A 13,660-nucleotide genomic window follows, 5' to 3' on the forward strand; every position below is an offset into this window, starting at 1 on the left:
TCATGGTCCCGCCCCCAGGACATGTCCAGAGGGCATGATCAGAGCAAGGTCCGAGGGCAGCGGTCAGAACCCGAAGGTTTCCGTCTCCTCGAAGGGCCCCACAACCGTGACCGTCCGGGGCGCCGCCGCGAGCTCGCCAGCCAGCTCCTGGACCTGCTCCGCGGTCACGGCCTTGATCAGCCGCAGGGTCTCGTCGATGTCCTGGTACTCCCCGGACACGAGCTCGGCGCGGCCCAGCCGGGACATCCGCGAACCCGTGTCCTCCAGCGCCAGGACGATCCCGCCGCAAAGCTGGCCCACGGCCTTGCGGAGTTCCTCCTCGGAGATGCCGCCCTCGGCGAGCTTGTCCAGCTCCGCCCCCAGCAGCTCCAGGACCTGCCGGACCTTCGTAGGTGTGCAGCCGGCATACATGCCGAAGTAGCCGGCGTCCGCGTACGAGGAGGCGAAGGAATAGGTGGAGTAGACGAGCCCGCGCTTTTCCCGGATCTCCTGGAACAGGCGCGAGGACATGCCGCCGCCGAGCACCGCGTTCAGCACGCTCATGACGTAGCGGCGGTCGTCGGTGGCTACGATCGTGGGGCAGCCCATGATGATGTTGGCCTGTTCAACGGGGCGCTTGACTACGTGCAGCCCTGCGGTTCCGGTGATCTCTGCGCGCTCCGTCGAGCGGCGGTCCACGGGGGCAGCCCCGGGTTCCAGGGGCCAGCCGGCAGCGTGGAGGGCATCCACCACCAGGCGGCACACGACGTCGTGCTCCAGACCGCCGGCGGCGGTGATGACCAGCTCATCGGGGCGGTAGTAGCGCCGGTAGTGGTCCCACACCGAGTCGCGGGCCACGGCCCGGATGGCGTCGGGGGTACCGCCAATGGGGCGCCCCAGCGGGTGCGTGCCCAGCACCGCCGCGACGAAGTGCTCATGGGCTACGTCAGTGGGGTCATCGCTGTCCATGGCGATTTCCTCGAGGATGACGTCCCGTTCCTGCTCCATCTCGACGGGGTCCAACACAGCGCCGGTAATCATGTCGGCGATCACGTCGATGGCCATCGGCAGGTCCGTGTCCAGCACCCGGGCGAAATAGCAGGTGCTTTCCTTGGCCGTGGCGGCGTTGGATTCCCCGCCCACCTCGTCAAAGGCCGAGGCGATTTCGAGGGCTGTGCGGCGTCGGGTGCCCTTGAACAGCAGGTGCTCGAGGAAGTGCGTTGAACCGTGCTGCCCGGGAGCCTCGTCCCGGGATCCCACGCCGACCCAGAATCCGATGGTGGCGGAGCGCTGGCCCGGCATGGCCTCGGTCAGCACGCGCACCCCGCCCGGCAGAACCGAACGGCGGACTTCAGAGCCTCCGTCAGCTCCATGGATCAGGGTGTCACCGGGATGGTTCTGCGCCAGCGGCAGGGGAACGACAGTCATCAAGGCCTTTCAGGAAGCGGAGCCAAATCTGCCTGCAATCCTACCTTTAAACGGCGGCAGGGCCGGTGGATGAACCACCGGCCCTGCCGCTGATGCCCGCGTTGAAAAACGCGGTGCAGACTACTCTGCTGTCGCCTCGGCGACCTCAGCCTGGTCGGCGTTTTCCTCTTCAGCCACGACCGGCGAGAGGGACAGCTTGCCGCGGTCATCGATCTTGGTGATCTCCACCTGGATCTTCTGGCCGACGGAGACGACGTCCTCGACGTTGTCCACGCGCTTGCCGCTGGCGAGCTTGCGCAGCTCGGAGATGTGCAGCAGGCCGTCCTTGCCCGGGGTGAGGGAAATGAACGCACCGAAGGTGGTGGTCTTGACGACCGTGCCCAGGTAGCGCTCGCCGATTTCCGGAACCTGCGGGTTGGCGATGGCATTGATCGCGGAGCGGGCTGCATCGGCAGACGGTCCGTCGGTGGCGCCAATGTAGACCGTGCCGTCGTCCTCGATCGAGATGTCGGCGCCGGTGTCCTCCTGGATCTGGTTGATCATCTTGCCCTTGGGGCCAATGACCTCGCCGATCTTGTCCACGGGGATCTTGACGGCGATGACGCGCGGCGCGAACTCGGAGAGCTCGTCCGGGGTGTCGATCGCTGCGTTGATGACCTCGAGGATGTGCAGGCGGGCTTCGCGGGCCTGCTTCAGTGCCGCTGCCAGCACGGACGCGGGGATGCCGTCGAGCTTGGTGTCCAGCTGGATCGCCGTGACGAACTCGGAGGTGCCGGCTACCTTGAAGTCCATGTCGCCGAAGGCATCTTCGGCGCCAAGGATGTCGGTCAGCGCTGCATAGCGGGTCTGGCCGTCAACCTGGTCGGAGACCAGGCCCATGGCGATGCCGGCAACGGCTGCCTTCAGCGGAACGCCTGCATTGAGCATGGACAGCGTGGAGGCGCAGACCGAGCCCATGGAGGTGGAGCCGTTGGAGCCGAGGGCCTCGGACACCTGGCGGATGGCGTACGGGAACTCCTCGCGGGACGGCAGCACCGGAACGAGGGCACGCTCGGCCAGCGCACCGTGGCCGATTTCGCGGCGCTTAGGTGAACCGACACGGCCGGTCTCACCGGTGGAGTACGGCGGGAAGTTGTAGTTGTGCATGTAGCGCTTGCGCGTCACCGGCGACAGCGAGTCAATCTGCTGTTCCATCTTCAGCATGTTCAGCGTGGTGACACCCATGATCTGGGTTTCGCCGCGTTCGAAGATCGCCGAACCGTGGACGCGGGGCAGCACCTCGACCTCGGCAGTCAGCTGGCGGATGTCCGTCAGGCCGCGGCCGTCGATACGGATCTGGTCCTTGAGGATGCGCTGGCGCACAACGTGCTTGGTGACCGAGCGGAATGCTGCGGACACTTCCTTCTCGCGGCCTTCGAACTGGCCGGCCAGCGAGGCAACAACCTCGTCCTTCAGCTCGTCGGCAGCGTTGTCGCGCTCCTGCTTGTCCGCGATCTGGAAGACGGCGGTGAGCTTCTCGGTGGCGGCGGCCTCAACGGCGGCGTACACGTCGTCCTGGTAGTCCAGGAAGACCGGGAACTCGACGGTGGGCTTGGCCGCGCGGGACGCCAGATCCTGCTGGGCTTCGCAGAGGGCCTTGATGAACGGCTTGGCAGCCTCGAGGCCCTCGGAGACGACCTCTTCGGTGGGGGCGGTGGCGCCCTGTTCCTTGATCAGGCTCCAGGAGTTGTCCGTGGCTTCGGCTTCAACCATCATGATGGCGACGTCGTCACCTGCCACGCGGCCGGCAACGACCATGTTGAACACGGACTTCTCAAGCTCGGAGTGCTTCGGGAAGGCGACCCACTGCGAACCCTGCTCGTCCGCCACGAGGGCAACGCGGACGCCGCCGATCGGGCCGGAGAACGGCAGGCCGGAGAGCTGGGTGGACATCGAGGAGGCGTTGATGGCCACGACGTCGTAGAGCTCATCCGGGTTGATGGCCAGCACGGTGACCACGATCTGGACTTCGTTGCGCAGGCCCTTGACGAACGCCGGGCGCAGCGGACGGTCCATCAGGCGGCAGGCCAGGATGGCCTCCGTGGACGGGCGGCCTTCGCGGCGGAAGAACGAGCCCGGGATACGGCCGGCGGCGTACATGCGCTCTTCGACATCAACCGTCAGCGGGAAGAAGTCAAAGCCTTCGCGCGGGTGCTTGCCCGCGGTGGTGGCGGAGAGCAGCGCGGTGTCTTCGTCGATGTACACCATCGCTGCGCCGGCTGCCTGCTTGGCAAGACGGCCGGTTTCAAAGCGGATTACACGCTTGCCAAAGCGGCCATTGTCAATGACTGCTTCTGAGAACTGGATTTCGGGACCCTCCAAGAGAGTCACCTCCGTTTCTTTGTTAACGGAAGTCCAGCCGCATCAACCCAGTCCAGCATCTGTCTACTGGCCTGCACTGCACCCGGTCATCGATCGAGACCCACGGGCCTGCTTCAATCAGCGAAGCTTCCCGGGGATCACTACCGAGGACCGCGAATGCGTGATGCGGTTGATCCTCCTGTTTAGTTTTCTACTGAAGAAGGCGGCCCGTTCCGTGCAGGAAAGGGCCGCCCCCTAAGTCAGACTAGCGGCGCAGGCCGAGACGCTCGATGAGCGCACGGTAGCGGGCGATGTCAGTCTTCTTGAGGTAGGTCAGCATGCGCTTGCGACGACCAACCATGGCCAGCAGACCGCGCTGGGTGTGGAAGTCGTGCTTGTGCTCCTTCATGTGCTCAGTGAGATCCTTGATCCGCTGAGTCAGGACGGCAACCTGGACCTCGGGTGAACCGGTGTCGCCTTCGGTGGTTGCGTATTCCTTGATGATGGACTGCTTTACAGCGGCGTCAAGTGCCACAATAACTCCTTGAGATGTGCCGTGAGGCCCGAATCAGTAACTCACTGCCGGGTGTGCAGGCGCGAACCAGCCCGTCAAAGCAGGCGGTACACACGAAACAGGATCCAGCAACCACGGACTGCAGCCGGATCCACCGTTTAGTTTACCGGCCTGGTCGCAATCTTGTCGAAACGCCCCGGCAGCAGCCCGCGGACGGCAGCCATGCCGCGGTGGAGCTCCGCGAAGCTCGTGCTCAGCGGCGACAGGCCGATCCTGATGCCTGCCGGGGCACGGAAATCGGGTATGACGTCCTTTTCCCACAGTGCGGCGGTCACTTCCCGGAAGGACGGATGGTCGACGGTGATGTGGCTGCCCCGCAGCTCAGGGGCCCGCGGTGTGGCGAGCCTGACGTCTGCCGGGGCCAGCCAGGCGTCATGGAGTTCCAGCGCGTACGCGGTCAGCTGCATGGATTTTTCGCGGACTGCCGCCATCCCCACTTCCTCGAGCAGATCAAGGGTGGCGCGCATCGCGATCATCCCGAAAATGGCCGGGGTTCCGCTGAGGAAGCCGCGGATGCCCGGAGCAGGCTCATAGCCAGGGCCCATCTCGAATGCGTCCCGGCGTCCCATCCAGCCCCAGATGGGCTGGGCCAGGCCCGCAAGGTGCCTGGCATTGACGTACGCGAACGCGGGCGAGCCCGGCCCGCCGTTGAGGTACTTGTAGGTGCAGCCCGCGGCAAAATCGACACCGGCGGCGTCCAGCTCCACCTCCACCGAACCCGCCGAATGGCACAGGTCCCACACCATCAGCGCTCCGGCGTCGTGCACTGCCGCGGTAATGCCCGGCAGGTCCGCGAGGAACCCGGACCGGTACGCCACATGGCTGAGGAGCACGACGGCGGTTGACGGCCCCGCTGCCTCCCTCACCTGGTCAAGGGTCACCCCGGAGTCGGGATCGGCGTCGATCCAGCGCAGTGTCAGCCCCTCTTCCCGTGCGATGCCCTCGACAAGGTAGCGGTCCGTGGGGAAGTTGTCGGTGTCCAGGACGATCTCTGTCCTCACGGGGTCCTTGACGGCGGCAAGGGCGGCGCGGATCAGCTTGTAGAGCACCACGGTGGTGGAATCGGCAATGATGGTCTGGCCGGGCGCCGCGCCCAGGACGACGCGTCCCAACTGGTCTCCTATGGCCTGGGGCAACTCCAGCCATTCCTCGTCCCAGCCGCGGATCAGGCGGCCTCCCCAGCCGGCGTGGATGAAGGCGTTGATGTCCTCGGCTGTCCTTTTGAGCGGGCGGCCCAGGGAGTTGCCGTCCAGGTAGGACAGCTCCGTGTCCGTTCCGATGAACTTCTCCCGGTAGGCGGACAGCGGGTCGGCGTCGTCGAGCAGGCGGGCGCGCTCGAGGAGTACGTCGTCGTGGGCCTCGCTAAGGGTGGTCACTGGCCGATCTCCGTCCGCACGGCGAACAGTTCGGGGAAGAACGTCAGTTCGAGGGCTTTCTGGAGGAAGGCCACGCCGCTGGAGCCGCCGGTTCCGCCTTTCATGCCGATGGTCCGCTGCACGGTCCGCAGGTGGCGGAACCGCCACAGCTGGAAGTTGTCCTCGAGGTCCACGAGCTCCTCGCATGCCTCGTAGGCGCCCCAGTTGTCGGACGCGTTCTCGTAGATGTGCTTGAACAGCGGCACGAGTTCGGGCACGAACTCGTGGGCCTTGGTGACGTCGCGGTTGAGGACGGAGGCGGGCACCTCGAAGCCCTGACGGTGCAGGTAAGCGAGGAACTCGTCGTAGATGCTCGGGGCGTCAAGGACTTCCTGCAGCAGCGCGTGGGCTTCCGGGTCCGATTCAAAGACCGGCAGCATCTTCCGGTTCTTGTTGCCCAGCACGAATTCCACGGCCCGGTATTGGCTCGACTGGAATCCCGAGGAGTTCCCGAGGAAGCCGCGGAACTGCGAATATTCCGTGGGTGTCAGGGTGGCGAGCACGGACCACTGCTCGGTGAGGGTCTTTTGGATGTGCTTGACGCGGGCGATCCCTTTCAGGGCCGTGCCCAGATCGTCCGCCCGGAGGTGTTCGGCCGCGCTGCGAAGTTCATGCAGTACCAGCTTGAGCCAGAGCTCGGTGGTCTGATGCTGGATGATGAACAGCATCTCGTCATGGTGTTCCGGTGTGCTGACGGGCTGCTGCGCACTCAGCAGCGTGGGCAGCTGCAGGTACGCCCCGTAGCTCATTCTGGAACTGAAATCGCGGACGATTCCCTTGTCCAGTTTCCTGGTGTTCTTCTCCACGGTCACAGCGTTGCCTTCCTTGCCAAGTACTGTGTGGGGCGCCGAATCAGCGCTTGCGAAGGAGGTCGTGGGCCTGCACGACGTCCTGGCGCATCTGCTCCACGAGGGCTTCAGGCCCACGGTACGCCACCATGCCCCGGAGCCTGGCGACAAACTCCACAACTACTGTCTGGCCATACAGATTGAAGTCGTCAATGGATTCCTGGGGGCGGTCGATGACGTGGGCCTCCACCTGGCGGCTGACGCCGTCGAAGGTCGGATTGGAGCCAACCGAGATGGCGGCCGGCCACCGGGTGCCGTCCTGGTCCACCAGCCAGCCTGCATAGATGCCGTCCGCGGGGATGAGTCCGCTGGCGTCAGAGGAGAGGTTGGCGGTGGGAAAACCGAGGGCGCGGCCCCGGGCGGCCCCGTGGACCACTTCCCCGCGCATCTGGTGGGGGCGTCCCAGCACGGCCGCCGCCGTGGCGACGTCGCCTTCCATCAGTGCCTCACGCACCCAAGTGGACGAACAGCGGCGGTCCATGCCGCCGTCGTCGTGGAGGGGAAAGCCCTCCGAGCCGAATTCACTGATGACGAGAACCTCAAAGCCGAACTCCTCCCCCAGTTCCCGCATGGTGTTCAGGTCTCCGGAGTTGCCCCGGCCAAAACGCGTGTCGTGGCCAATGACCACGTGGCTCGCATGGAGGGCGTCGACGAGGACCGTGCCCACGAACTCCTCCGGGGTAAGGCTGGCGAGTTCGAGTGAGTACTTCATGACGAGCACTGCATCCAAACCGAGTTCGCCGAGCGCGTGGAGCTTGTCCTGCAGTCCCATGATGAGCTCGGGCGCGGACTCTGGCCGGTGGACCTGGGAAGGATGGGGGTCAAACGTAACGGCGACGGACCGTGCCCTGTTCAGCCTTGCTGTCCGGATCAGCTGGGACAGCACCTGCTGGTGGCCGCGGTGGACGCCGTCGAAGTTGCCGATAGTGACAACGGAAGGACCAAAGTCATCGGGGACTTCGGTCGGATCGTTCCAGATGTGAACCATCAACCTCGCCTTTTACTGCCTGACACGAATCTGTCCGGCTGCCGCCGGGGCGCCGGAACTCTCTAAGGTTACCCGCAATCGCCGGAGCGCATGGACGGCTGCCTGAGCCGGGATCAGTCCCGTGGCGGGCCTATCCGGCGGCCGCGGCAGGCCGCCTGCGGTACAGCCAGACCAGGCCCAGCACCGGGAGGACCAGGGGGATGAAGGCGTAGCCCCGGCCGAACAGGGACCACACTGTCTCATGCGGGAATTGGACGGCGTCGAAGATGCTCAGCGCACCCACGACCACCACTCCGATGAGTTCCACGAGTACGGCGATGACCGATACGCGGAACCAGGTCCGTCCGGGCTTTGCGAGCGAGACGGTGGCCACAACGTACACGAGCGCGGCGAAGGCGGACAACAGGTACGCCAGCGGCGCCTCGGAGAACTTGGTGAGGATCTGGTAGCCGGCGCGCGCGGTGGCCGAAATGGCGAACACCGCGTACACGGCGATGAGGAGCCGCCCCGGGCCGGTATTGCGCGTGTCGGTGGTCTTGCGACTGTTCTGTGCGGTGTGGGCGGGCGTTGCGGTCACGTTGTTTTCTTCCAATTCAGTACCAGATCTGGTTCATTCGCGCGGCCATGACCAAGGCAGTCACTCCCACGGCGGCGAGGACAAAATTGCTCCAGCGGGTCCGTTCCAGGATGGACCAGTACACCGCTGCGACGGGCAGCAGCAGGGCAGTCACCAGATAGCCCCAAAACTCCCAGGCCTCTCCCGCGATCGGCTCTCCTGCGATGACCCTGACGATAGAGCCCACGAGGTAGACAAGCAGGGCCAGCTCCACTGCGGCCACCGACAGGATCGTGACGTCGTTGGGGGCCTTCTTCAGGATTCCCGCGGCTACACAGATGACGGTGGACAGGAGCCCGACAACAAGGATGATGTAGAAATAGGCGTCCACGGTCAGCCAGCCTGCTCGCTGGTGGCGGTGCCGCCGGTTCCCGGCGCAAAGACGAGAACCGGCTTGGCGAAGTTGCCGGTATCAGCCAGCAGTGCCACGAGGGACCCATCGGGAGCAAACGCCGCGGCCGGGCGTTCAGCGGTGGCCGCCTGGGCAGAACCGGCCGGTGCCCCCGCAGCGATGCGGCGGCCAAAGGATATCTCCGTGGTTTCATCCGCGGTGAGCTCCCGGTTGGGCATGAGCGCGCGGGCTGCCTGGGAGATGTCCAGAACCTCGAGGTCGTCGGCAAGCTGTTCGAGGGTCCGGGCCTGGTCCAAGGAGTAGGGGCCCACGTGGGTCCTGCGCAGCGCCGTCAGGTGGCCTCCGACGCCGAGCGAGCTGCCCAGGTCCCGGGCCAGCGCACGGATATAGGTTCCGGAGGAGCACTCCACGGTGACGTCCACGTCAACCACGGCACCGCCCCGGTCAGGCCGGATGCCGTGTACGTCGAAGCGGTGGATGGTCACCGCCCTGGCCGCGAGCTGAACGTCCTCGCCGGACCGGACACGGGCATAGGCCCGCTCTCCGTTGACTTTGATGGCGCTGACGCTGCTGGGCACCTGCTGGATCTCGCCCGTCAGGGATGCAATTCCGGCACGGATGTCCGCCTCCGTGACGGCGGCCGCACTGGCCGTGGCCACCACCTCGCCCTCGGCGTCGTCAGTGACGGTTGATTCGCCGAGCCGGATGGTCGCCGTGTACGTCTTCGATGTCCCCACGATGTACGTGAGCAGGCGCGTGGCCTTGTTGATTCCAACCACGAGCACGCCGGTGGCCATCGGATCCAGCGTTCCCGCATGGCCCACTTTCCGGGTACCGGCGATCCGCCGCATCCGTCCAACCACATCGTGGCTGGTCCATCCCTGCGGCTTGTCCACTATTACCAGTCCAGAAAGCACGCCTCCCAGTATATCGGCGCGCGCCGATCCGACCGTCAGCGCCCTTCCCCCCCGGCAGACCTGCAGAACAGCAGCCGTGCCGGACTAGGATGGCGTCATGCCTGAGCTTGCGCCGCACGTAGTCGATGTCCCCGTCAACCAGATCCGCGAGATCACCGAGGCGGCCTGGCTTGTGCCGGATGCCGTGGTGCTGAGTATCGGCGAACCCGGCTTCCCGCTTCCCCGGCACGTCCTTGACGCCGGAATGGCCTGCCTGGACCGCGACGAGACGAACTACACGCCAAACGCCGGTATCCCTGCCCTTCGGGAAGCTTTAGCCGCAAGGTTCCGGGAGCAGTCCGGCACTGACATCGGAGCCGACCGGGTGTATGTGGTCGCTGGCGCGCAGCAGGGCCTGCACATGGCCATGAGCCTGCTCCTCGCCCCAGGCGATGAGATCCTGGTTCCCAATCCCGGCTATCCCACCTTCGCCATGACCAGCAGACTGCTGCACGCTGTCCCGGTAAGGTATCCCCTCTACCCTGAATACGACTTCCAGCCCCGGATCGAAGACGTGGAAGCACTGATCACGGACCGGACCCGTGTTCTCATGCTCAACTCGCCGTCGAACCCGCTGGGCGCCGTGCTGGCCGAGGACGTGACGCGTCAACTCGTGGAACTCGCGCAACGGCACGACCTCTGGATCATTTCGGATGAGTGCTACGAGGCTTTCACCTACGATGTCCCGCATGTCAGCCCCGCCCGGTTCGACAGCGACGTCCCCGGTCAAGCGAGGGTGTTCACGTCCCTGACGCTGTCCAAGACCTACGGCCTGACCGGGCTCCGGATTGGTGGCCTCGTCTGCCCGCCCGGACTGGAGCAGCGGATGAACAACGTGATGGAGTCCATCGTCTCCTGCGTGGCCTCGCCGTCGCAGTATGCGGCCCTGGCCGCACTGACAGGCCCGCAGGACTACGTGGTGCAGGCGCGGGCACACTACCGGGCCAACCGCGACGCCGCCTCCGCCATCCTGCGCGCCAAGGGCATTCCGTTCCTCTCCGCACAGGGGGCCTTCTACCTGTGGGCGGACGTGTCCCATGTGAGCGGGGGCGATGTGCGGACCTGGGTCCGGACGTTCCTCGCCGAGGCTGGCGTGTCCTTCGCGCCAGGAACCGCGTTCGGGTCCATTGGAGAAGGCTGGATCCGGATCGCGCTGTGCAGCAGCCCGGAAGGACTCGTGGAGGGCGTGAGCCGCCTGCCGGCGCGGTGCTGAGCCCCGGCTGCCGGACGCGGCGTACGCCGTCAGCCGGGGCTGCCGGCGAGGGCTGACTCCAGCCAGGACCGCAGCACGGGAGCGGGAGCCGCCCCCACTTGGCGGGTCACCACTTTCCCGTCGACGATGACCATCAGCGTGGGAATGGACTGCACGGCAAAACGCCGGGACAGTTCCGGGGCACGGTCCACGTCGACCTTCACGAGCTTGAGCTGCCCGGCCTTCTCGCGGGCAAGCCCGTCAAGGACTGGGCTCACCGTCCGGCACGGGCCGCACCAGGCGGCCCAGAAGTCAACGAGGACCGGGACCGTGGACTGCTCAGCGATGCGGGCGAAATCACCGTCGCCCGCCGAAACGATCCATGGCAGGTCTTGGCGGCAGCTTCCGCAGCGCGGGTGTCCGGCGGCCGCAGCGGGAAGCCTGTTGGTCTTGCCGCAGCGGGGACAGGTGGTCAGCTGGGACTGCATGGTCAGTAGTCGGTGCGTTCGACGTTGTTAAGCCAGGCGTCAAACGGAGCGCCCGACGTCGGAACCGGAGTGTGCCTGACCGGCAGCAACTCCGGCCGGGTACCGCCGAAATATTCGTAGAACACCGCATCGTCGAATCCGGCCGCCGCGGCACCATGGCGGTCGGCGGCGAAGTAGACGCGGTCGATTCGCGCCCAGAGCGCCGCCGCCAGGCACAGCGGGCACGGCTCGCAGCTGGTGTACAGGACGGCACCGCTGAGATCGAAGTTCGCGGTTTCCGCCGCCGCGGTGCGAATGGCCACCACTTCAGCATGCGCCGTGGGGTCGTTGTCACGGGTGACGCGGTTGACGCCTTCATGCGCGGTTCCGTCCGCGGTGACCACGAGCGCACCGAAGGGTCCTCCCCCGGCCGCCACGTTTCTCTCGGCCAAGGCGACTGCCTCGGTCAGGTACTCCAGGACATCTGCTTCGGTCGGTTGCGCAGGCATGCTCTGATCATAGCCAGATAAGTGTGTTGTGCCGGGGCCAGTGCCCGCCACTTGTTTCTGGCCATCGACAGCCTTCAATTCCCGGGGCTAGAATGCGCGCGTCGGGGGAACCCACATCGGGCCAAAAATACGGTCTCAATGCTCTGGATGAACACCATTGACATTGGAGACAGCATGAAAAAGAAACCGCTATTCCTGGCCGTCCTTGCCGCCACGGCCACCATTCTGTCCTCCGCTCCGGCCCTCGGGGCGGCCCCGGATGCCAAGCCTGTCGCTCCGAAGGTTCTCGCGAAGGGACTGCTCACCCCGCTGCACGTCAGCGCCGGACACGACGGCTCCGTTCTTGTCAGCGAAGCGTTCGCGGGCCGGCTGGTGCGGATCGCCCCCAACGGAGCCCGTTCCGAGCTTTACAACAACCCTGCCTGGAGCGTGGCGGGGGCCGACCGGCAGCGCGGAACGATCTACTTTGCTGTGAGCCAAGGGGCCGGGCCCATGGATCCCCGCCCGCTGGCCGGGCATATCCGAAGCATCGGCACTGACGGCAAGCACCGCACTTTTGGCGATCTGGCTGCCTTGGAGACGAAGCACAACGCCGACGGCGCCACCCAGTACGGGTTCCGGAACCTGCCGGCCGCCTGCGCAGCCCAGCTTCCCAAGGACATACCGGTCTCATACAAGGGCGACGTCGATTCCCACCCCTACGGAATCGAAGTTTCCGGCCAGAAGGTGTACGTAGCTGATGCGGGCGCCAACAGCATCGTGTCCATCGATGTGAAATCCGGCAAGACCAAGACCGTGGCCGTGCTGCCTCCCCGATCCCACCGCGTCACTGCGGCACAGGCTGCAGCACTGAAGTTGCCGGGCTGCATCGCCGGCCATACGTACAGGTTCGAACCGGTTCCCACCGACGTCACCGTCGGTCCGGACGGCTGGCTCTATGTGTCCCTGCTCCCCGGCGGGCCTGAAGATCCGGCCCTCGGCGCCCGCGGCGCGGTGTACAGGGTCAACCCGCACAACGGTACGGTCAGGCTGTTTGCCGACCATGTGATGTCGCCGACCGGCATTGAGGCGGATCACGACGGCAACATCTACGTGGCATCCCTGTTCGGGAAGGGCGTGCTCAGGATCGACGACGACGACCGCAAACAGCGGGTGCTGCTCCCGGCAATGCTCACCGCTGACGTGGATCTCAGGGGCGACACGCTCTATGCCACGGTGAATGCGCTGCCTGAACCGAAGAAGGCCCCGGACGGCCGAGTGGTTTCCCAGCCCCTGACAGGGCACAAGGATGACTGACCAGCGCCCGGACGGACAACCCGACGGAGATCGAACCGTCAACAGAAAATGGTGCGGCCGGATCCATTGGATCCGGCCGCACCATTCTCTGTACTGCTGACTTGCTCTGGACCTACTTGCTCTGGTCCTCGTCGCTGTCGTCGTTGCCGCCGAGGTCGGTGTCCTCTTCGTCGAAGTCGTCTTCGTCGATGTCCACGTCCGCCGGAACGTCGCTCTTGTACGGGTCCGCGTCACCGGCGTGCTTGGCGTTCTCCGCCAGCGCCGCAACCTCGGCGTCGCGCTTCTTCGCGGCGCGGAGCAGCTCCTCCAGGTTGGAGGCGTTCACTGGAATCTGGTCGGCGACGAACTCCAGCGTGGGGGTCAGCCGGACCGTGATGTTGCGGCCGACTTCCTGGCGCAGCACACCCCGTGCCTTCTCCAGGCCCTTCGCAGCATCCGCCTGCACGGCCTGGTCACCGAACACGGTGTAGTAGATAGTGGCGTGCTGCAGGTCATTGGTCACCCGGGCATCAGTGACAGTAATGCCCTCAAGCCGCGGATCCTTAACCTTCCGGCCAAGGGCCTCTGCAACAACAACCTTAATCCGCTGCGCCAACTTGGCAGCGCGTGCCGGATCAGCCATTTCCACTCCTAAATATTTGGATGTACGACGGCGCTTAGGCTGCCATCGCACTCATTCTTGATTCATTGCCACGCACTA

The 13,660-nt window shown here is 65.6% G+C and carries 14 protein-coding genes; 2 read left to right on the forward strand and 12 right to left on the reverse strand.

Features of this window, described 5'->3' with window-relative positions; all coding sequences use genetic code 11:
* Positions 1 to 63: 63 nt before the first annotated feature.
* The 9 genes from ACIP90_RS06310 to truB form a co-directional block, all read right to left on the reverse strand.
* A complete protein-coding gene (locus tag ACIP90_RS06310) occupies positions 64 to 1,407 on the reverse strand; it encodes a M16 family metallopeptidase (protein WP_400577821.1) in 1,344 nt (447 codons plus the stop codon).
* A gap of 120 nt (positions 1,408 to 1,527) precedes the next feature.
* Positions 1,528 to 3,768, reverse strand: coding sequence for a polyribonucleotide nucleotidyltransferase (locus tag ACIP90_RS06315; protein ID WP_400578299.1), 2,241 nt, complete (start codon positions 3,766 to 3,768; stop codon positions 1,528 to 1,530).
* 244 nt (positions 3,769 to 4,012) lie between these two features.
* Positions 4,013 to 4,282 carry a 30S ribosomal protein S15 gene (gene rpsO / locus ACIP90_RS06320; RefSeq protein ID WP_215050635.1) on the reverse strand — a complete coding sequence of 90 codons (270 nt, stop codon included), beginning with the start codon at positions 4,280 to 4,282 and terminating at the stop codon, positions 4,013 to 4,015.
* Between the two features lie 137 nt (positions 4,283 to 4,419).
* Positions 4,420 to 5,697 carry a kynureninase gene (kynU, locus tag ACIP90_RS06325; RefSeq protein ID WP_400577823.1) on the reverse strand — a complete coding sequence of 426 codons (1,278 nt, stop codon included), beginning with the start codon at positions 5,695 to 5,697 and terminating at the stop codon, positions 4,420 to 4,422.
* Positions 5,694 to 6,548: a tryptophan 2,3-dioxygenase gene (gene kynA, locus ACIP90_RS06330; protein WP_400577825.1), complete on the reverse strand. Its 855-nt coding sequence runs from the start codon at positions 6,546 to 6,548 to the stop codon at positions 5,694 to 5,696. Before kynA ends, kynU begins: the two co-directional genes overlap by 4 nt.
* Before the next feature lie 40 nt (positions 6,549 to 6,588).
* Positions 6,589 to 7,572, reverse strand: coding sequence for a bifunctional riboflavin kinase/FAD synthetase (locus ACIP90_RS06335; RefSeq protein ID WP_400577827.1), 984 nt, complete (start codon positions 7,570 to 7,572; stop codon positions 6,589 to 6,591).
* 130 nt (positions 7,573 to 7,702) lie between these two features.
* Positions 7,703 to 8,149, reverse strand: coding sequence for a hypothetical protein (locus ACIP90_RS06340; protein WP_400577829.1), 447 nt, complete (start codon positions 8,147 to 8,149; stop codon positions 7,703 to 7,705).
* A gap of 16 nt (positions 8,150 to 8,165) precedes the next feature.
* Positions 8,166 to 8,519, reverse strand: a complete 354-nt coding sequence (locus ACIP90_RS06345) for a hypothetical protein (RefSeq protein ID WP_400577831.1) — start codon at positions 8,517 to 8,519, stop codon at positions 8,166 to 8,168.
* 2 nt (positions 8,520 to 8,521) lie between these two features.
* On the reverse strand, positions 8,522 to 9,457 hold the full coding sequence (gene truB, locus ACIP90_RS06350; protein ID WP_400577833.1) for a tRNA pseudouridine(55) synthase TruB: 936 nt from the start codon (positions 9,455 to 9,457) through the stop codon (positions 8,522 to 8,524).
* Between the two features lie 97 nt (positions 9,458 to 9,554).
* Here truB and ACIP90_RS06355 point away from each other — a divergent pair, with 97 nt between their 5' ends.
* Positions 9,555 to 10,709: a pyridoxal phosphate-dependent aminotransferase gene (locus tag ACIP90_RS06355; protein ID WP_400577835.1), complete on the forward strand. Its 1,155-nt coding sequence runs from the start codon at positions 9,555 to 9,557 to the stop codon at positions 10,707 to 10,709.
* 29 nt (positions 10,710 to 10,738) lie between these two features.
* Here ACIP90_RS06355 and trxA read toward each other — a convergent pair whose 3' ends face one another.
* A complete protein-coding gene (gene trxA, locus ACIP90_RS06360; RefSeq protein WP_400577836.1) occupies positions 10,739 to 11,176 on the reverse strand; it encodes a thioredoxin in 438 nt (145 codons plus the stop codon).
* Between the two features lie 2 nt (positions 11,177 to 11,178).
* On the reverse strand, positions 11,179 to 11,664 hold the full coding sequence (locus ACIP90_RS06365; RefSeq protein WP_400577837.1) for a nucleoside deaminase: 486 nt from the start codon (positions 11,662 to 11,664) through the stop codon (positions 11,179 to 11,181).
* Positions 11,665 to 11,838: 174 nt separating this feature from the next.
* Between ACIP90_RS06365 and ACIP90_RS06370 the strand changes: the two genes are divergently transcribed.
* Positions 11,839 to 12,960, forward strand: coding sequence for a ScyD/ScyE family protein (locus ACIP90_RS06370; protein ID WP_400577839.1), 1,122 nt, complete (start codon positions 11,839 to 11,841; stop codon positions 12,958 to 12,960).
* Positions 12,961 to 13,072: 112 nt separating this feature from the next.
* Here the strand turns inward: ACIP90_RS06370 and rbfA are convergent, their stop codons facing one another.
* Positions 13,073 to 13,582 (reverse strand): 30S ribosome-binding factor RbfA, encoded by a 510-nt coding sequence (rbfA, locus tag ACIP90_RS06375; RefSeq protein ID WP_400577841.1) that lies wholly within the window; start codon positions 13,580 to 13,582, stop codon positions 13,073 to 13,075.
* Between the last annotated feature and the right edge of the window lie 78 nt (positions 13,583 to 13,660).

This window comes from Arthrobacter sp. NPDC093139, from assembly GCF_044754165.1.
GTDB lineage: Bacteria > Actinomycetota > Actinomycetes > Actinomycetales > Micrococcaceae > Arthrobacter.

What these genes read in the sequence shown, in the direction of transcription:
- ACIP90_RS06310 (WP_400577821.1), bottom strand. Translation starts at nt 1,407, where the DNA reads ATGACTGTCGTTCCCCTGCCGCTGGCGCAGAACCATCCCGGTGACACC.
- ACIP90_RS06335 (WP_400577827.1), bottom strand. Translation starts at nt 7,572, where the DNA reads ATGGTTCACATCTGGAACGATCCGACCGAAGTCCCCGATGACTTTGGT.
- ACIP90_RS06355 (WP_400577835.1), top strand. Translation starts at nt 9,555, where the DNA reads ATGCCTGAGCTTGCGCCGCACGTAGTCGATGTCCCCGTCAACCAGATC.
- trxA (WP_400577836.1), bottom strand. Translation starts at nt 11,176, where the DNA reads ATGCAGTCCCAGCTGACCACCTGTCCCCGCTGCGGCAAGACCAACAGG.
- ACIP90_RS06365 (WP_400577837.1), bottom strand. Translation starts at nt 11,664, where the DNA reads ATGCCTGCGCAACCGACCGAAGCAGATGTCCTGGAGTACCTGACCGAG.
- ACIP90_RS06370 (WP_400577839.1), top strand. Translation starts at nt 11,839, where the DNA reads ATGAAAAAGAAACCGCTATTCCTGGCCGTCCTTGCCGCCACGGCCACC.
- rbfA (WP_400577841.1), bottom strand. Translation starts at nt 13,582, where the DNA reads ATGGCTGATCCGGCACGCGCTGCCAAGTTGGCGCAGCGGATTAAGGTT.